Origin of the sequence: Gluconobacter sp. DsW_056 (assembly GCF_002153595.1) — a bacterium.
In the GTDB taxonomy this organism is placed as follows: Bacteria; Pseudomonadota; Alphaproteobacteria; order Acetobacterales; family Acetobacteraceae; genus Gluconobacter; species Gluconobacter albidus.
The window spans coordinates 289,109-308,091 of record NZ_JOPF01000009.1 but is presented as its reverse complement, the minus strand read 5'-3'; the positions used below and the strand labels follow the sequence as shown (position 1 = coordinate 308,091).

15 protein-coding genes are annotated in these 18,983 nt (G+C 60.6%); 11 read left to right on the top strand and 4 right to left on the bottom strand.

What is annotated here, in order from left to right; all coding sequences use genetic code 11:
- Positions 1-7: 7 nt before the first annotated feature.
- The 9 genes from HK22_RS08645 (at position 8) to HK22_RS08605 (ending at position 9,767) form a co-directional block, all read left to right on the top strand.
- The gene (locus HK22_RS08645; RefSeq protein WP_086648978.1) at positions 8-2,881 is read left to right on the top strand and encodes a bifunctional transaldolase/phosoglucose isomerase; all 2,874 of its coding nucleotides are present in this window, start codon (positions 8-10) and stop codon (positions 2,879-2,881) included.
- A 3-nt stretch (positions 2,882-2,884) separates the two neighbouring features.
- Positions 2,885-3,883, top strand: coding sequence for a phosphogluconate dehydrogenase (NAD(+)-dependent, decarboxylating) (gene gnd / locus HK22_RS08640; protein ID WP_086648977.1), 999 nt, complete (start codon positions 2,885-2,887; stop codon positions 3,881-3,883).
- Positions 3,884-3,990: 107 nt separating this feature from the next.
- Positions 3,991-4,851: a Cof-type HAD-IIB family hydrolase gene (locus HK22_RS08635; protein ID WP_198945512.1), complete on the top strand. Its 861-nt coding sequence runs from the start codon at positions 3,991-3,993 to the stop codon at positions 4,849-4,851.
- Positions 4,848-5,588 carry a 6-phosphogluconolactonase gene (pgl, locus tag HK22_RS08630; RefSeq protein ID WP_077802358.1) on the top strand — a complete coding sequence of 247 codons (741 nt, stop codon included), beginning with the start codon at positions 4,848-4,850 and terminating at the stop codon, positions 5,586-5,588. Before HK22_RS08635 ends, pgl begins: the two co-directional genes overlap by 4 nt.
- Positions 5,585-6,280: a ribose-5-phosphate isomerase RpiA gene (gene rpiA / locus HK22_RS08625; protein WP_174694419.1), complete on the top strand. Its 696-nt coding sequence runs from the start codon at positions 5,585-5,587 to the stop codon at positions 6,278-6,280. Before pgl ends, rpiA begins: the two co-directional genes overlap by 4 nt.
- Complete coding sequence (locus HK22_RS08620) at positions 6,277-6,819, top strand: gluconokinase (protein WP_062029110.1); 543 nt, start codon at positions 6,277-6,279, stop codon at positions 6,817-6,819. The genes rpiA and HK22_RS08620 overlap by 4 nt, the downstream gene beginning before the upstream one ends.
- A 3-nt stretch (positions 6,820-6,822) precedes the next feature.
- Positions 6,823-7,350, top strand: a complete 528-nt coding sequence (locus HK22_RS08615; protein ID WP_086648976.1) for a YaiI/YqxD family protein — start codon at positions 6,823-6,825, stop codon at positions 7,348-7,350.
- A 390-nt stretch (positions 7,351-7,740) separates the two neighbouring features.
- Positions 7,741-9,183 carry an aldehyde dehydrogenase gene (gene aldA / locus HK22_RS08610; RefSeq protein ID WP_086648975.1) on the top strand — a complete coding sequence of 481 codons (1,443 nt, stop codon included), beginning with the start codon at positions 7,741-7,743 and terminating at the stop codon, positions 9,181-9,183.
- Positions 9,184-9,239: 56 nt separating this feature from the next.
- Entirely contained in the window at positions 9,240-9,767 is a 528-nt protein-coding gene (locus HK22_RS08605; RefSeq protein ID WP_062029103.1) for a type 1 glutamine amidotransferase domain-containing protein, read from the top strand.
- A 75-nt stretch (positions 9,768-9,842) separates the two neighbouring features.
- On the opposite strand, the gene HK22_RS08600 is transcribed toward HK22_RS08605, so the two are convergent.
- The 4 genes from HK22_RS08600 to HK22_RS08585 all read right to left on the bottom strand — a co-directional run bounded on the left by HK22_RS08600 (position 9,843) and on the right by HK22_RS08585 (position 16,156).
- Complete coding sequence (locus HK22_RS08600) at positions 9,843-10,949, bottom strand: glycerophosphodiester phosphodiesterase family protein (protein WP_062029101.1); 1,107 nt, start codon at positions 10,947-10,949, stop codon at positions 9,843-9,845.
- A gap of 13 nt (positions 10,950-10,962) precedes the next feature.
- The gene (locus HK22_RS08595) at positions 10,963-13,356 is read right to left on the bottom strand and encodes a TonB-dependent receptor (RefSeq protein WP_062029099.1); all 2,394 of its coding nucleotides are present in this window, start codon (positions 13,354-13,356) and stop codon (positions 10,963-10,965) included.
- Positions 13,357-13,476: 120 nt separating this feature from the next.
- Positions 13,477-14,916: an ATP-binding protein gene (locus HK22_RS08590; RefSeq protein WP_062029097.1), complete on the bottom strand. Its 1,440-nt coding sequence runs from the start codon at positions 14,914-14,916 to the stop codon at positions 13,477-13,479.
- A 4-nt stretch (positions 14,917-14,920) separates the two neighbouring features.
- Positions 14,921-16,156, bottom strand: a complete 1,236-nt coding sequence (locus HK22_RS08585; protein ID WP_198945511.1) for a TIGR03862 family flavoprotein — start codon at positions 16,154-16,156, stop codon at positions 14,921-14,923.
- 74 nt (positions 16,157-16,230) lie between these two features.
- On the opposite strand from HK22_RS08585, the gene panC reads away from it, so the two are divergent.
- Together panC and ade are read left to right on the top strand one after the other, a co-directional pair.
- Complete coding sequence (panC, locus tag HK22_RS08580) at positions 16,231-17,058, top strand: pantoate--beta-alanine ligase (RefSeq protein WP_086648974.1); 828 nt, start codon at positions 16,231-16,233, stop codon at positions 17,056-17,058.
- Positions 17,059-17,117: 59 nt separating this feature from the next.
- Positions 17,118-18,815: an adenine deaminase gene (gene ade / locus HK22_RS08575; RefSeq protein ID WP_086648973.1), complete on the top strand. Its 1,698-nt coding sequence runs from the start codon at positions 17,118-17,120 to the stop codon at positions 18,813-18,815.
- Positions 18,816-18,983: the final 168 nt, after the last annotated feature.

The following is an 18,983-nucleotide window of genomic DNA, read 5'->3' as shown; positions in this document are numbered from 1 at the left end:
AGATCCTGTGGCAGACACAATCTCCAATACCGGTCTGAACGAAGTCGGCAGCGTGCTGCGCGAGCTTGAGAAATACGGCCAGTCTCCCTGGCTGGATTTCATCCAGCGCAGCTTCACGGAGAATGGAAGCCTCCGCAAGCTGGTGGACGAAGACGGCCTGCGGGGCGTCACGTCCAACCCGGCCATCTTCGAGAAGGCCATCGGTCACGGCACTGAATACGATCCGCAAATCCGCAAGCTGCTGGAAGGCGAGGGCCTTCCCCCCGGTGATCTGTACGAGCATCTGGCGATTGACGACATCCGTTCCGCCTGCGCGGTTCTGTATCCGGTGTTCGAGAAGACCAAGGGGCTGGACGGTTATGTCAGTCTCGAAGTTTCGCCCTATCTGGCATTCGATGCGCACGGTACGATCACGGAAGCCCGTCGTCTGTGGAAAACCGTCGCGCGCGACAATCTGATGATCAAGATCCCCGGCACGTCAGAAGGCACGGGCGCCATCCGCGAAGCCATTGCGGACGGCATCAATGTCAACGTGACGCTGCTGTTCTCGCTGGAAGCCTACAAGGCGGTTCTGGAAGCCTATATTTCCGGACTTGAGGCCCGTGCCGCCCGCGGCGAAGACATTTCGCGCATTTCCAGCGTGGCTTCGTTCTTTGTCAGCCGTATCGACGCCAAGATTGATGGCGAAATCGACCGTCGCATCGCTGCTGGAGATGCCGACGCCGAAGCGCTGAAGGCCGTTCGCGGCAAGGTTGCGATCGCCAACGCCAAGATGGCGTATCAGTATTATCTGGACGTCCGGAACAGCCCGCGCTGGAAGGCGCTGGCGGAGAAGGGCGCCAACCCGCAGCGTCTGCTCTGGGCCAGCACCGGAACCAAGGACAAGGCCTATTCCGATGTCCTGTATGTCGAGGAGCTGATTGGCCCCGAGACGGTCAACACCATCCCGCCCGCAACGTTTGATGCGTTCCGCGATCACGGCAAGGCCCGCGCCAGCCTGACGGAAAACGTCGAGGAGGCGCGGCATGTTCTGGCCGAGGCCGAACGCCTTGGTCTGGATCTGGATGGTGTGACGACAAAGCTCGTCAAGGAAGGCTGTGCGTCCTTCAGCGTGTCGTTCGACACACTGCTGACAGCCGTGGCAACCAAGCGTGAAGCCGTCATCGGCAAGCGCCTGCTGCGTGTCAGCGCGGATCTGCCGCCGGAACTGCGTGATGATGTCGCGGGGGCTGAAAAGGACTGGAGCCTGAGCGGCGGTCTTCGCCGGATCTGGCAGAAAGACCCGTCGGTCTGGACGAACGGCCCGGAAGCGGGCTGGCTGAACTGGCTGACGATCGTGCAGGATCGCCTCTGGAACGTTGAGGAGCTGGAAGTTCTGGCCCGCGATGTCCGCAGTCGCGGCTTCAAGGACATCCTGCTTCTGGGCATGGGTGGTTCGAGCCTCGGTCCTGAGGTTCTGGCCGAGACGTTCGGACAGCGCGAAGGTTGGCCGAAACTGCACGTCCTCGACAGCACGGACCCCCAGCAGGTCACGGCGTTCGAGAAAGCCATCGACCCCAAGAACACGCTGTTCATCGTGGCCAGCAAATCCGGCGGAACGCTGGAGCCCAACATCCTGTTCGCGCATTTCTGGCAGGTGGCCGGTCAGGCTCTGGGCAAGAAACCTGGTGACAGCTTCATCGCCATCACCGATCCCGGCTCGCACATGCAGAAAGTGGCCGAGGAAAACGGCTTCTGGCGCGTGTTCTACGGCGATCCAAAAATCGGCGGGCGTTATTCGGTCTTGTCCAACTTCGGTCTCGTTCCGGCGGCAGCAAGCGGCATTGACGTCCGCAAGCTGCTGACGGTTACGCGGCTGATGGTGGAATCCTGTGACGGAAGCGCGCCTCCTGCCGCCAATCCGGGCGCGGTGCTGGGCCTGATCCTGGGTCATGCCGCGCACTGCTTCAGCCGCGACAAAGTGACGATCCTCGCCTCTGACGGCATTGCCTCGCTGGGTGCCTGGCTGGAACAGCTCATTGCAGAAAGCACGGGCAAGAAGGGCCTCGGCCTTATTCCCATTGACGAGGAAGAACTCGGCGCGCCGGATGTCTATGGGACGGACCGCATTTTCGTTGACCTTCTGCTGGGCGATGACGTTCCCGACAGCCGTCTTGGCGCTCTGCGCGAAGCTGGTGCGCCGGTCGTCACCATCCGTCTGGCCGATGCGTCCCAGATCGGACAGGCATTTTTCCTGTTCGAATTCGCGACGGCCGTGGCCGGCGCGGTGCTCGGCATCGACCCGTTCGATCAGCCGGATGTGGAATTCAGCAAGCTCGAGACGCGCAAGCTGACCTCCGCCTATGCCGAAACGGGATCGCTGCCGCCGGAAACACCGTTCGCCAAGGACGGCCCGCTGTCCTTCTACGCGGATGCGAAGAACACGGAAGCCGCTGGAAGCAAAAGCGATGCGGTCTCCATTCTCAGGACGCTTTTCGATCGTGTGAAGCCTGGCGACTATGTTGGTCTTCTGGCCTATATCCGCCGCGACCAGCAGACGCGGGACTGGGCACAGTCCGTTCGTATGGAGCTCCGGGACACACTGAAGGTGGCGACAGCCGCCGAATTCGGCCCCCGGTTCCTGCATTCGACAGGCCAGGCCTACAAGGGCGGACCTGACAGCGGCGTGTTCCTTCAGGTCACGGCGACGGATGCGGCGGATGTGCCGGTTCCGGGTCATGGCTTCAGCTTCAGCGTCGTCAAGGCGGCGCAGGCAAGAGGCGATTTCGAGGTGCTGGCGGCCCGCGGCCGTCGTGCCCTTCGCGTTCATATTGATGGACCGCTGGAAGAGGGGCTGAAGGCTCTGGAAACGGCAATCCACGAAGCACTGGCAGGAGAATAAGTCATGCGGATCGGAATCATCGGACTGGGACGGATGGGCGGCAATATTGCCGTCCGTCTGACGCGCCACGGACATGATGTCGTCGTGCACGACCGTACGCCGGAAGTGACGGCCTCGGTCGTCGGCCGCTGCGAAGCGGGGCGCGCGACGCCCGCCAGTTCCGTGGCCGAGATGGCGAAGCTGCTCGAAGGTGACGAACACCGCGTGGTGTGGGTCATGCTTCCGGCGGGTGCCATCACCGAAGCCTGCGTTCAGGAACTCGGTGGCCTTCTGGGGCGCGGGGATGTCATCATCGACGGTGGTAACACCTATTACAAGGATGACGTCCGCCGTTCGGCCGAACTGGCCGAAAAGGGCATCTCCTACGTGGATGTTGGCACCTCGGGCGGCGTCTGGGGTCTGGAGCGTGGTTACTGCATGATGTTCGGCGGCACGAAAGAGACCGCCGAATATATTGATCCGATCCTCAGCGCGTTGGCGCCGGGCATCGGGGACGTGCCGCGCACGCCTGGCCGTGACGATGCGGGTCACGATCCGCGGGCCGAGCAGGGCTATCTGCACTGTGGTCCCGCCGGTTCGGGGCACTTCGTGAAGATGGTCCATAACGGCATCGAATACGGCATGATGCAGGCCTTCGCCGAAGGTTTCGACATCATGAAAAGCAAGAACTCCCCGGTTCTTGCGGAAAAAGACCGCTTCGAGCTCAATATGGGCGATATCGCCGAAGTGTGGCGTCGCGGCAGTGTCGTATCGTCCTGGCTGCTCGATCTGACGGCCGAGGCCCTGACCCGTTCGGAAACCCTCAACGAATTCTCCGGCGAAGTTGCGGATTCCGGTGAAGGCCGCTGGACGATCGAGGCCGCCATCGAGGAAGACGTACCGGCTCCGGTCATGACGGCCGCGCTGTTTACGCGTTTCCGCTCCCGGTCCGGCAACAACTTTGCCGAGAAAGTGCTCTCGGCCCAGCGTTTCGGTTTCGGCGGCCACGTCGAAAAGAAATAAGACTGCGCCCCTCATGGGCAATGACTGGCTGGCAGGGTATGGTTTTTGCCATTGCTGACCAGCCAGCCCCCGCAAAGACTCTGACGGGGGTTTTTACAGGGGCTTTTATGTCCGTTGACCTCGACGCCATCCACGCGGACCTGCCGCCGCTGCCAAAGACCATCCGGATGGTCGTGTCCGACATGGATGGCACACTCCTGACGCCAGACAAGACCATCGCGCCATCTACCCTGGCGATGGTGAAAGCGCTTCAGGAACGGGGAATTCCCCTCTGTCTCGCCAGTGCGCGGCCTCCAGCCGCCATGGTACCCTATATCGAGCAGCTCGGTCTGACCGGTCAGAACGCCGGATTTAACGGCGGCATCATCTTCAAACCTGACGGCAGCACGACCGTCAGCCGCGTCCTTGCGCCGGATGTGCTGTCGATCGTGTATGACATGCTGCATCTGCACGGGATTGAAACATGGTTTCTGCGGCAGTCCTACTGGATGGTGCAGGATGCACATACGCCGTTCGTCCAGCATGAGCGGGGCATTACCGGCCTGACGCCAAATCAGGTTCCCGACCTGCGCAGGGAATTTGAGGGCATCGGCAAGGTGATGGGCGTGAGCAGCAATACCAGCCTGTTGCAGGACGTCGAGACCGAACTCGGCGCGATGCTTCAGGGGGATGCGAGCGTGCGCCGCTCTTCCGATATTCTTCTTGATGTGACGCCAGCGCTTGCCAACAAGGGCGAGGCGATCCGCGAACTGGCGCTTGCCCACGGCATTGCGCCGCATGAGGTGGCCTGCCTTGGCGATGCCCATAACGACCTGCCGATGTTTTCTGTCGCCGGGCTGGGAATTGCCATGGGACAGGCTGAAGAGGACGTGAAAGCCGCCGCGCAGGTTTTCACGGACACCAACGAGCGCGATGGCTGGGCCAAGGCTGTCGAGCGCTACATTCTGCCGAGGGTTCCCCATTCATGACGACCGACATTCGTACCGCCACTCTGGAAACCCTCCCTGATTCGGAAGCCGTAGCCCTGCGGATGGCCGATCTCTTCATCGAAGGCGTTCTCGCCAAGACGGATGGCCTGTTCCGGGTGGCGCTTTCTGGTGGCTCCACGCCCAAGCGCCTGTTCGAGATCCTCGCCACGCCTTCGCGGGCAAAGCTGGTTCCGTGGGAGCGGGTCGAGATTTTCTATGGTGACGAGCGCCATGTGCCGGAAGGCCATGCGGACAGCAACCACACGGTCGGCCAGTCCGTCCTGCTGTCGCATGTTCCAGTGCCCGCCAAGAACGTCCATGCCATCCCGACCGGGGATACGGTGGAGGCGGACGCACAGGCTTACGAGAAAACCCTTCAGACCTCTTATGGTGCTACGGAACTCGATCCGAAGCGCCCGCTGTTCGATCTGGTCATGCTGGGCCTCGGCACGGATGGTCATACGGCCTCGCTGTTTCCGGGACAGCCGGTCCTGAAGGAACGCAAAGCCTGGGTCGGAACAGCCGCACCGTCCACCGCGCCTTATGAACGCATCACGCTGACCTATCCCGCTATTCAGTCCAGCGCGCTGGTGGTGTTTCTCGTGACGGGAGCGTCCAAGGTCGAGATGCTGGAGCGTCTGGTCGAAGGCGACAGTTCCATCCCCTCCGCCCGCGTGACGAGCGAAGGCCGGATCGTCGTTCTTGCAGATCGCGCAGCGGTCGGAGAAGGGGCATGACAGTGTCCGATATGAGCGTTCACAAGCGCACCGCGGCGCGTGAAGCGGCTGATATGGTTAAGAGCGGCATGGTCGTGGGGCTCGGAACGGGCAGCACAGCCGCTTATATGATTGAGCGCCTGGGTGAGCGTGTTGCGGAAGGTCTGGAAATTTTTGGCATTCCGACCTCCGATGACAGCGAAGACAAGGCGATCAAGGCCGGAATTCCGCTGACGGATTTCAGCGCGCATCGCCGGATCGACATTGCGATTGACGGGGCGGACGAGGTCCAGCGCGGTTCGCTCAACCTGATCAAGGGTCTGGGCGGCGCGCTCCTTCGCGAAAAAATCGTGGCACAGGCTGCAAAGCGTTTCGTGGTGATCGTCGATGGCACCAAGCCTGTCGATCTGCTGGGAGAGCGCGCGCCTGTTCCCGTGGAAGTCATTTCCTTCGGCTGGGAATGCACGGCCGAACGTCTGGCGGCCTGTGGCGCTCGCGGTGTAAAGCCGAGAGCGGACCGTGCCGGATCGCTGTTCGTGACGGATACGGGAAACATGATTCTGGACTGCCATTTCGGACCGATCGAAAATCCCGAAGATCTGGCGGAGAAAATCGACCGGATCGTCGGCGTGGTGGAGCATGGCATGTTCCTCAACATGGCTTCGGACGTTCTGGTCGCCACCACAGAAGGCGTGGAGCGGTGGGAGCCATGACGGCTTCGGCAGCACGGGTGAAGATGGGTCTGGAGCCGCGTTTTCTCGTTGTCATGGGCGTCTCTGGGACAGGAAAAACGACGATCGCCACCGGACTGGCGACCCGGCTTGGCTGGCATTTTCAGGAAGGCGATGCCCTGCACCCTCCTGCGAATGTTGAAAAGATGAGCACCGGTCGTCCGCTGACCGATGCGGATCGCGCCCCCTGGCTTGCGTTGTGCCATGACTGGCTGCGGGCACAGGTCGAGGCTGGCCATGGTGCGGTTCTGACGTGCTCCGCGCTCAAACGCGCCTATCGTGAACAGCTTCGCGCCAACGGGCTACCGATTGAATTCGTGCATATTGACACGTCTGCCACTGAACTTGCGGCGCGTCTGGAGCGACGGGAAGGGCACTTCATGCCCGCCAGCCTGCTGCCAAGCCAGCTCGCCACGCTTGAAGTGCCGGGTGACGATGAGCCGGTGATTCGCGTTTCAGGCGAAAAGCACCCCGACGTGGTGCTGGAGGATCTGATCCGTCACTTCCAGACGGAGGGCTGATCCATGGCAGATACCACCCGGATTTTGGTGGATGCCGATGCGTGTCCGGTCAAGGATGAAATCTATCGGGTCGGGGCGCGCTACGGCCTGAAAACGGTCATTGTCGCCAATAGCTGGATGAATATCCCGCAGTCTCCGCTCATCGAACGTGTTGTGGTCCCTGAAGGGCCAGACGTGGCGGATGACTGGATTGCGGAGCAGGTGACGGCTTTCGATATCGTCATTACCAGCGATATTCCGCTGGCCGTGCGCTGTCTTGCCAGGAAAGGCGCGGTCCTGCGTCCAAACGGCGAGGAAATCGACGAGCGCTCTGTCGGTATGGTATCGGCGATGCGGGATCTGATGCAGGGTCTGCGCGAGACGGGAGCGGTTACGACCTATAATCCGTCTTTCGGCAAAAACGACCGAAGCCGGTTTTTATCCGCACTCGATACACTCATCGTGCGACTCCGCAGGAAAGCTGCTCTGGCGCAATCGCTCCCCACTTCTTCAGAAACAATCCACAGGCCCTTCCCCGGAGATGTTCCCTGATTCTGGGGATATCTTCTCGCGCGGGATAAGCCGCTTCCGATGAAATATTTTCCCCATAAATTTCATGAACTCTGTTTGCTAAGCAGTATCCTCTGAGGGATTGAAAGTCGGTGTCGGGACGGGGACGAATTTCCATCCTGGAGGCCATCGACGGGAGCATCTTCTACTTCATCTGGCGTGTTCGGAGACTGAATGTCCCGGATCAGAGATTTTCGCTTCATTCGTCGCCTGATGACAATTCAGGCGCAAAATAAACCGAAGACTCACAAGTTTCCGCTTTTGATTATGAAAGAATGTCGCTCTTTTGCAGTTGTTGAGTGAACTGCCGGCGTCCTGATGCGTCTGTTTCGTGACAGGCGCAAGTCGTCACACAGGAATGCAGGAAACTCCATGACTGAGAAAAGCACTCTTTTCATTAACGGCAGCTGGGTCTCACCGAAGGGTGGCGAATGGATTACGGTTGAAAATCCGGCCACGAAAGCGGTGATTGGCGAAGTTGCCAAAGGCGGACAGGCGGATGTGGATGCGGCTGTCGCGGCTGCGAAAGCAGCCTTTGCCGGCTGGAGCCACCGTACGGCGACTGAACGGGCCGATTACATTCACGCGCTGAAGAATCTGGTAAAGCGGGATCGGGAAAAACTGGCCGCTCTCATCACTTCTGAAATGGGCAAGCCGCTGAAGGAAGCCCGGGTCGAGGTTGATTTTGCGATTGGCCTGCTGCGGTTTGCTGCGGAAAACGTTTTGCGCCTTCAGGGCGAGATCATTCCGGGAAGCTCGCCGAACGAGAAAATCCTGATCGACCGCGTGCCGCTGGGCGTTATTGGTGCCATCACGGCCTGGAACTTCCCGCTGGCGTTGTGTGCCAGAAAGATCGGGCCGGCCGTGGCGGCGGGAAATACCATCGTTCTCAAGCCGCATGAACTGACGCCGCTGACCTGTCTGCACCTGGCAAAGCTGGTTGGCGAAGCGCGAATTCCACATGGCGTCATCAATATCGTGACGGGAGATGGCCAGGATGTCGGTGTGCCACTGGTGGCGCATAAAGATGTCCGGCTCATTACGATGACGGGCTCGACCCCGGCAGGCAAGAAGATCATGGCAGCCGCCTCTGAAACGTTGAAGGAAGTCCGGCTGGAACTGGGCGGCAAGGCGCCATTCATGGTCATGGAAGATGCTGATCTGGACAAGGCCGCCGATGCAGCGGTGGCTGCGCGTTTTGGCAATGGCGGGCAGGTCTGCACGTCTAACGAACGCACCTATATCCATGAGGCTATTTACGACCGCTTCGTCCAGAAAATCCGCGAGAAGATCGAGGCGCTGAAGGTCGGACTGCCGACGGACGACAGTACGGATATGGGGCCAAAGGTCAGTGAAGACGAGCTGAACAAGGTTCATGGCATGGTCGAAAACGCTATCAGGCAGGGCGCGCGTCTCGCCATCGGTGGCAAGCAGCTGAGGGGTGGCGTGTATGACAAGGGCTATTTCTATGCCCCGACGCTTCTGACCGATGTCACCCAGGACATGGATGTCGTTCATAACGAAGTGTTTGGCCCGGTCATGTCGCTGATCCGGGTCAAGGACTTCGATCAGGCCATCGCGTGGGCCAATGACTGCCGTTACGGCCTGTCAGCCTATCTCTTCACGAATGATCTGGGCCGGGTCCTGCGTATGACCCGCGAACTTGAATTCGGTGAAGTCTATGTGAACCGGCCGGGTGGAGAGGCTCCACAGGGCTTCCATCATGGCTACAAAGAGAGTGGTCTGGGAGGCGAGGACGGGCAGCACGGTATGGAAGCCTACGTTCAGACCAAAACCATTTACCTCAACGCGTAACGGCCTGACGGACGGCTCTTGGCGGTCGCCCGTTTTTTCTGGAGGGGATCGGGATTATGGTAAAAGTTGCTGTCCTGGCTACGGATGGCCTTGAGGAAATAGAACTGGTCGCGCCTCGCTCTGCGCTTGAAAAAGCCGGTGCGACCGTTACGGTTATTTCCCTCCGGGCCGGTGAGTTTCAGGCCGTGAGCAAGGATATCTATCCCTCCCATAAAATCCGGGCCGATCTGGCGATCGCCGATGCAAATCCAAACGACTATCATGCCCTGCTGCTTCCCGGCGGGGTGGCGTCTCCAGATGCGTTGCGCATGAACCGGGACGTGGTGGCGTTTGCGAGAGCGTTCGTGAAGGCAAACAAGCCCATCGCGGCCATCTGTCATGGTGTGCAGACGCTGATTGAGGTCAATGAACTCAAGGGGCGGACCGTTACGTCCTGGCCAGCCATTCGCCGCGATCTGGAAAATGCCGGTGCGATCTGGGTGGACAACGCCGTTGTGGTTGACGGCCCTTATGTTTTTTCCCGTTGTCCGGCCGATATTCCAGCTTTCAACAAGGCCATGCTCAGGCATTTCAGGCTTGCCTGAAGTCCCTGACGGTCCCACAAAAAAGGAGGCGCCCCTTTTGTGAGAGCCTCCTTTTTTGTGGGGATCTGGCTGGCGTCAGATCGTTCCATCGACGGCTTTGCGCCCTAGAGCGGGATCGTCGGTAAAGAAGCCGTCGATGCCCATGTCCAGATAGCGGCGCAGTTCCGCGATCATGCCCTCGGGATTGCGGGCCGCATCGCCTGCGGTACTGCGAAGCTGTGCGGGGAGGAAATGGTTTTCCGGCCGTGCCGTATAGGAATGCACCAGAAGCCCGGCACGATGGGCATCCGTGACGAGGCTGGATGGCTCCATCCACGCGCCCTTGCTGTCACGCGGGATCAGGTCCGTGTTGGACGGTCCGATCACGTCGGCATAGCGCCGGACTTCCTTGAGGCCTTCAGGCGTCATGAGATCGCCAAAAGTCGTGGTCTTGCCGTCTGCCAGAAGATCGGGCGGGATGTCCTTGCGTTCACCCATCAGCAGCATGAGACGCGCCTGCGGATTGATGGAGAGGACATCAGCCCGGATGCGTCCCAGATTTCCGGTTTCGAAGGACTGGAGTTCCAGCGGTGCCTGCCGGGTGTAGTCGTGTGCCGCGATGGTCTGAAGAAACGCGGCTTCGGGATTGAGGCCAAGGCTGTTGAAATAGGTGGAGTGCTTGATCTCCGGTACCAGACCGAAAACCTTGCCCGTCGCCGCCGACTGAGCCGCGACCTGTTCGATGACCTCCTCGAAGGTCGGGATTTCGAAGTGGTCGTCATAGCGCGTGTTGTGGACGCGGATCGTGGACAGGCGCTCACGGGCACGGAGGGTTTTGAGTTCGGCCAGCGTGAAGTCCGTGGTGAACCAGCCGGTTTCGACCCGTCCGTCGATCTTGAGAGACCGGTGACGGGAGGCGAATTCCGGACGTTCCGAAACATCCGTGGTCCCGACAATGTTGCTTTCATGTCGGACGACCAGATGACCGTCACGCGTCATGACGAGATCCGGCTCGATGAAATCCGCGCCATCCATCATGGCGCGGGCATAGGAGGCCAGTGTGTGTTCGGGGCGCAGGGCCGAAGCCCCGCGATGGGCGAACACGAGTGGCTTCGGCGCCAGTGAGGGCGCGGCTTTCGCCCGCAGATGCAGGGCGGGAAGCCCTGCTGCGAGCAGGCCGAGGCTCTGGCGACGTGTCAGCATGGAGCAGTGTTCCTTACAGGGCGGCGCTCAGGCTCAGGAAGAACATGCGCGGCGCGATGGGAAAGGCCGAGAACTGACCCGCAGTCTGGGTGGCGTTGATCGTGGACCATCCCTTCGTGTTTGTCAGGTTGGTAATATTGCCCTGAACCTTCAGCGACGCCAGATGCGGAATATTGTGGAACGTATAACCTGCGTTCAAGTTGAACTGGGCGTAGGGTGCAGCCCACATGTCGTTGGTGTAGGTCGCATAACGCTTGCCGATGACATCACCGGTGAACTGGCCGTAGGCATTGCCCCAGTTGGTGGTGAAGACGAACTTCTCCGACCAGTCCGGCATGCCCACAACGTCCTTGCCTGCCGTGTGGATGATGCTCGAACCCGTGCTGTAGTTATCGTTGTAGGTGGACTTGTTGTAGGACAGCGCGTTGTACAGCGAGAAATGCGGACCGAAATGGGTGGTGAAGGAGAAATCCATACCATCCGTCGTAACCGAACCCACGTTCGCAAGCGTGGTGGCCGAGCCGATGATGGACGACAGGGTCTGCGTCGTTGCGACGGCCAGCAGGCGGTTTGAGAAGTGAACGTGATAGTATTCGACCTGACCTTCGATCGCCGTCAGCGGGCCGAGATGGATCTGGCGGTGCTCACGCAGACCGGTTTCGTAGGTCCATGAGGTTTCGGGCTTGCCGTTCTTCTTGAATTCTTCGAAAGCGGCCTGGCTGGTCGCGCCCCACGGGGTGGCGTTGCCATAGCCCGCATCCTGGAAAGAGCGCATGTTCTCCTGGATGTTGGCAAACCACTGCTCGTGCTTCGTGATATCCCAGACTGCGCCGAAAGCGGGCAGGAACGGCTTGGCGGCGTCGATTTCGCCACCCGGTGCCGTCACGGCATAGGACGGGGAAAGCGAACCCGGCTTTGCGGCCACCGGAAGCGTGCCGTTGGTATAGACCAGTTCGGACTTGAAGCCCGCCATCAGCGAGAAATTCTTGGAGATCTGCCAGTTGTCCTGCAGATGCGTGACGAACGTGTTGGTGTAGAAATTGTTGGTGTACTGGTCGATCAGGGCGTTCTGCTGGCGCTCGTAAGGCGTGGTCGGGTTGTTGGCGTTCAGTGGATACCAGCGACGGGCTTGGGTGTTGTTGTTGCGCTCATACCAGCCGCCAAGCTCGATCGAGTGCTTGCCGAGATGGTAGCGCAGCGTGGACATCAGGCCACCGCGGTTGTCCCAGTATTCGGTCGTGCGGGTTGCATAGCCCGAACCGCCGAAGACGGTGTTCAGATCCTGACCCGGGAAATAGGCGGCGAACAGCGTCGGCAGACCGGCGGCCGAAATCGGACCGGCTACAACACCTTCACCCAGATCATGGTGATAATAGATGCTGTTGTCCCAGTGCAGGTTTTCGCTGAAATCATGCGTCCACTTGGAATAGGCGAGGAAGTCCTCGCGCTGGGCCGCAGAGTAATAATTGCGATAGTTCAGGCCGACCGCATTGGCGTTGGCCTTGGCGTAATTGAAATTGGGATAGGTGAACGGGCGAACATAAATGCCATAACCCTGCGGCAGCGTAACGCTGTCTTCGTTGGGCTCGACCTTCTGGGACCAGTCGAAGAACGTCGAGAAATGGTCATGTTCGCTGTTGTGGACGAACTTCGCGTTGACCTGATAGCCGCCCTGATGGCCGGCGAAGTCCCAGGCGCGTGCGTCCTGACGTGCAAAAGAAACATAGGCTGAGTTGCCATTGCCGAACTCACCCGTATCGAGGCGGGCGAAGGTGCGGAACGTAGACCAGCTTCCGAAAACCTGCTCGATCTGCGCGCCGCGCTTCTTCAGCGGGTCCTGCGTGGTGAACTGGAGCGTTCCGCCAAGGTTGGACGTGGAGGCTGTGCCAAGCGCACCTGCACCGGACGAAACCGAAGCCGATCCGATGTTCTCGCTGATGGCTGCGCGCTGCGGAGAGAGACCGTTGTAATTGCCGTAAGCCTGATCGCCGAGCGGAATGCCGTCGAGCGTGTAGCCGAGCTGGTTCTGGTTGAACCCGTGAACGTAGAGCGAGGAGTTCTGCTCGTTGTTACCCCAGGGATCGGCATTGTTGAACACGACGCCCGGCAGCATTTCCAGCGCCTTGACCGGGTTCACGCCCGGAAGGATCCGCTGGATCTGCACATGGCTCAGCCCCTGTTCGGAACGCGTGCGCCGTGCCGTGATGACAAGCTGTTCCGTCCCCCCGGCCACGGCATCCACCCTGGCCTTGTGTTTGGCGTCGTTTTTGGCAGCATGTTTGGCCGGTGTAGCTTTTTTCGTTCCAGTCGCAGCGGCACTGGCGGGGTGGGGAAGAGCGGCAGCCAGCGCAAATGGCGAGCAGAAAACAGTCAGGAGCAGGCGGGAACGCAGCAGGTTGCGCGGCATCGAAGATCTTTCCGGAGCAAGAAGGGATCGGACGCGGCGGACCCTAATCTTTCCTTAAAGAACTGCGTGTGAAGCTCCTGTGAACGTGCAGTGACAGAATTATGACAGTCAGGCTGTCTGTCAGGCCGTTTGCCAGCCCAGCCCGACGATCGCGACCCGGCGCCCCAGAGGCGTATCCTGAAGAACGATGACCTCCCGCTCTTCCAGATAGTTGAGCTGACGGCGCGCACGGCCCAGAGAATGCGTCCCATAGGCGCGGGCCAGCGCATCATCGTCCGGGCAGATTTCCGCATCCAGCGCCGTTCGGGCGAGCAGCAGGAAAACGCCCTGCACGTCTTCCGGCAGGGTCGCGGCGACTGTCTGGGCCTGCTTCCACTCTTCGCTTTCGGAGCGCTCCCGGTCCATCCCGGCGCGGATCGTGGCCAGCATCCGGTTGAAAGATCCCAGTTCAAGCACATTGCGCGACAGGCCCTGAATACGTGCCCTGAGCTGGAAGTCCTGATACAGGGTCGCCAGGGGTTTATAGTCCGACCCGTCTCCGGCCACGACTTCGGTAACCAGCGACCACAGCTGGTCGGGGTCGGCCTCGACGCTGATGGCGGCGGGAGCGGGTTCTTCGGCCTCACGCTCGGCCCCGTAGGCATCGAGCTGGGCGAGCAGGTCTGGCGGAGGGGGGCGGGATTCCCGACGCGCGCGGGGCGTGAACTCATGGACCGGCTCGAGAATGATGTCCCGCAGGTCTTCGGCGGAAACGGGTTCGAGCGGCACGAGGACCGGCCCGGTGGCATGGCTTGCGGTTGTGACAGGGCCGATGGCCACGAGTTTTGGACGCCGGCTCAAAGCCGGGCCGAGCGCCATGAACTGACCGCGCGCCAGATCGCGGAAGGATTCCGCCGCCCGTCGCTCCATGCCCAGAAGGTCGGCCGCCCGCGCCATGTCGATATCGAGGAAGGTCCGGCCCATCAGGAAGTTGGACGCTTCTGCCGCAACGTTCTTCGCCAGCTTCGCCAGACGCTGGGTGGCGATCACGCCTGCCAGACCGCGTTTTCGACCACGACACATCAGGTTCGTCATGGCGCCAAGCGACAGGCGGCGCGCTTCGTCCGATGTGTCGCCGCTGGTCACTGGGGCGAAAAGCTGCGCTTCGTCCACCACCACGAGGGCAGGATACCAGTGCGCACGTGGGGCTTCGAACATGCCGTTGAGGAACGCGCCGGCCGCCCGAAGCTGCATTTCGGCTTCGACCTGTTCGAGGTTCAGCACCACGGAGGCCCGATGCGCCCGCACGCGCTCACCTGCGGCGCGAAGGCTGGCTTCGGACTGGTCTTCGACGTCGATTACCAGATGGCCGTAATGGTCGGCGAGAGTGACGAAATCGCCTTCCGGATCAATCATCACCTGCTGGACAAGAGTTGCTGTCTGCTCCAGCAGGCGCCGCAGGAGATGCGATTTCCCAGAGCCTGAATTGCCCTGCACCAGCAGGCGCGTGGCCAGGAGTTCCGGCAGATCAATGCAGGTGTCGGAGCCGTCGCGGCCCTGTCCGAGAACGATGGATGTCATGGTGTCAGGCGATAGCCGAATTGCGCGATTCTAGCCACCCAAGGACACCATTTGCCGCCGCATAAGCGGTGGAAAAACACCCCTGAAGCAGATAGCCGCCCGTCGGCGCTTCCCAGTCCAGCATTTCCCCGGCCACAAACACGCCGGGGCGGGACGTCAGCATGAAGCGTGCATCCATGGCGTCCCGCTGCACACCGCCTGCGGTCGAGATGGCACGATCGAGCGTGTCCATGCCGATCAGCGGCAGGGGGAGGGCCTTGAGGGTCTGGGCAAGCTGAAACGGGGTGGCGTTTTTCGGGGTTGCCAACCTAAGAAGTTCCTGGGAGGGCGCATCCAGCGCGAGTGCTTTCCGCAGACGATTGCTCTGACTTTCACGTTCGCGCTGGGCCAGCAGACGTTTCAGAACGTCCCCGGCCGACAGTGTGGGGCGGAGATCGAGCGTGAGAACTGCGCGCCCGTCGCGCCGGATTGCGTCCCGCAATGCAGCCGAGAGCGCATAAAGCGCCGATCCTTCAAGCCCGCGGGCCGTGATGGTCAGGTCGCCCCGGCTGTGTTGTTCGTTAAAAGACAGCCCTACCGAATGCAGGACGCTACCGTCGTGCCTTGCTGCGAAATCGGCTGGCCAGTCGGGCAGGAAGCCGCAGTTTGTAGGGGCGAAAGACGCAGTTTCATCCGGTAAAAGGTCTGTCCAGAGACCGTCCGATCCCAGACGGGACCAGCTTGCGCCTCCCATTGTCAGGAGGGTCGCGTCGGCCTGAACGGAAATCCGGCCGTCAGGAGTATCGAAAACAGGGTCCGAACCCTCCCAACTGACAAAACGATGCCGGGTCCGGATCGTCACGCCCTGCTGCGCGAGACGCTCAAGCCATGCCCGCAGGAGTGGAGAAGCTTTCATGGCTTTGGGAAACACCCGCCCTGAAGAGCCGGAAAAACATGGCTGTCCGAGGCCTTCCGCCCATTGCCTCAGCGCCTCTGGCGGAAAGGCGCGGATGGCGGGTTCGAGCCAATCCTGCGCGTTGCCATAACGCTTCAGAAACCTGTCCAGCGGTTCCGAATGCGTCAGGTTCAGCCCGCTGCGTCCGGCCATGAGCAGCTTTCGCCCCACGCTTGGCATCCGGTCGAAGACCTGCACCCTGCATCCCCGCGCAGCCAGGATTTCGGCTGCGAACAGCCCTGCCGGACCGGCTCCTATAATGGCGATGGATGGGCCGATGGACGGGGAAGGGGACGCAGTAGTCATAGGCGTCTGATTGCCATGTGCGGCAGGGTTTGTCAGGTTCTGCGCGGCGGGTTCTGGCCGGAAAGGAAACACAGATGCAGGTTTTTGAGACAATCGGGGCGTTGCGGACCGCCCGGAAAGGCTATGCGACGCTCGGCTTCGTTCCGACGATGGGGTTCCTGCATGAAGGCCATCTGGGCCTCGTCCGCAGGGCCAAAGCCGAAAACGGTGCGGTGGCCGTCAGCATTTTCGTTAACCCGACGCAGTTCGGGCCGAACGAAGATTATGCCTCCTATCCGCGCGATCCGGACCGTGATCTGGCGCTTCTGAAAGAAGCCGGAGCCGATCTGGTCTTCCTGCCAACACCGGATGTGCTTTATCCGCCGGGTTTCGCCACCCGCATTGAAGTCGGCGGCGTTGCGGACGAACTCGAAGGCCAGTCCCGCCCCGGACATTTCTCCGGTGTGGTGACGGTCGTGACGAAGCTGTTCAATATTGTCCAGCCGCAGCGGGCCTATTTCGGACAGAAAGATGCCCAGCAATGCGCGGTCGTCCGGCGTTTTGTGGCGGATCTGGATATCCCCGTCGAAATTGTGGTCTGCGACATCGCGCGCGAAGACGATGGCCTCGCGCGGTCCAGCCGCAATGTGCGTCTGACGCCCGAGAACCGCCAGAAAGCCCCGGCGCTATATCAGGCTTTGCAGGAAGCCGCGCGACTGTTCCGCGGTGGCGAGCGCAATACGGACGTTCTGGAGGGTGCCTTGCGGGTTGGTTTGATCAAGGCCGGCCTGCCGGACATCGACTATGCCACGGTCGTGAATGCGGACACCTTTCGCCGCGAACAGCCCTGTTCCGAAAACCCGCTGGCGCTTCTGGCCGTGCGGGCAGGGGCGGTGCGACTGATCGACAACATGCCGCTTTGAGATCTCTCTCCTTCGTGCGGTATAAGCATGAACTGCTGACGGACGGAGGATTTTGAGACATGCAGAAAACCATCATGCGCCGGGTGGCTCAGGGGCAGGGACGCGAACCCGCTGATCTGGTCATCCGCAATGTCCGGCTGTTCGATCTGGTTACGGGTGATCTTGTTCCCACCGATATCGCCATATGTGGCGACCGGATCGTCGGGACTTATGGTGACTATGACGGTGTGCAGACGATTGACGGTGCAGGCCGGATCGCCGTGCCGGGCTTCATCGACACGCATCTGCATGTTGAATCATCACTCGTCACGCCGTTTGAATTCGACCGTTGCGTCCTGCCGCATGGCGTAACGACCGCCATCTGTGATCCGCACGAAATGGCCAATGTGCTGGGCCGCGCCACATTCGATTATTTTCTAACCGCGGCCGAGCGGACCATCATGGATTTGCGGGTCAATCTCTCAAGCTGCGTACCGGCAACAGCTATGGAGACGTCGGGAGCGGTTCTGAATGTCGATGATCTGCTGCCCTATCGAAACCATCCCAAAGTAATCGGCCTGGCCGAATTCATGAATATCCCGGGCGTTCTGAACGGCGATCCGGGCTGCTTGGACAAACTCGCGGCCTTTGCGGACGGCCATATCGACGGCCATGCGCCTCTCATGCGCGGCAAGGCCCTCAACGGCTATCTGGCAGCCGGAATTTCGACCGATCACGAGGCGACAGCAGCCGAAGAAGCGCTGGAGAAAGTTCGGAAAGGCATGACAGTCCTGATCCGCGAAGGCTCTGTCTGCAAGGATCTTGAAGCCCTGGTCCCGCTGCTGAACGTCGCCACATCGCCGTTCTTTGCCTTCTGCACCGATGACCGCAATCCGCTCGAAATTGCTCATGAAGGCCATCTGGATTTCCTGATCCGCCGGGCGATCGAACTCGGTGTGGAGCCTCTGGCTGCATACCGGGCGGCTTCTCTCTCGGCCGCAAATGCCTTTGGCCTGAAAGATCGCGGACAAATCGCGCCCGGCAAGCGCGCGGATATCGTCCTGCTCGACGATCTGGAGCGCTGTCAGGTGTCGGATGTCATTTCCGCCGGTCGTCTGGTGAACGATGCACTGTTTGCCGCGCGCGAGATCGTGGCACCCGTCGGGCTGGACAGCGTGCAACTGCCAAACCCGGTGAGCGCGCGAGATATGTGGATTGAAGGCAGCGGCACAGATCGTCCGGTCATGGGGATCATTCCGGGACAGATCATTACCGAATTCCTGCGTCTGGATCTTCCGGAAGACGATGGTGCCGTTCTGCCTGACCCCGCGCAGGATATCGCAAAGGTCTGCGTCGTGGCGCGGCACGGGCATAACGACAATATCGGGCGCGGTTTTGTTCGTGGCTTCGGCCTCGGACGTGGAGCACTGGCATCCTCAGTCGGACACGACAGCCATAATATCTGTGTCGTCGGAACCAGTGACGCCGATATGGCCTGCGCGGTGAACCATCTGGAAAAGACCGGCGGCGGTTTCGTGGCCGTCCGTGATGGACAGGTGCTGGCGGAACTGCGTCTTCCCGTCGCAGGGCTGATGAGCGATGCCCCCTATGAACAGGTGCGCGATGATCTGATCGTGTTGCGACAGGCCGCGAAAGAGATGGGCGTGGTTTTAGAGGAGCCGTTCCTGCAACTGGCGTTCCTGCCCCTCCCGGTCATCCCCCATCTCAAGATTACGGATTTCGGAATGATCGACGTCCGCAACATGAGTCTGGTGTGACATCAGTGCTGCTCCGCAGGGCAGCCATCGATATGATTACCTCTAATGCCAGATGGATGCAGGCAATGAATACTATGTCTGCAATCCGTTATTGTGAGATTATTTTTCCGTTATCCTGCAGAGCGATCGACAGGACAATGCCGAGAAAAATATTAACTAAACAGTTAT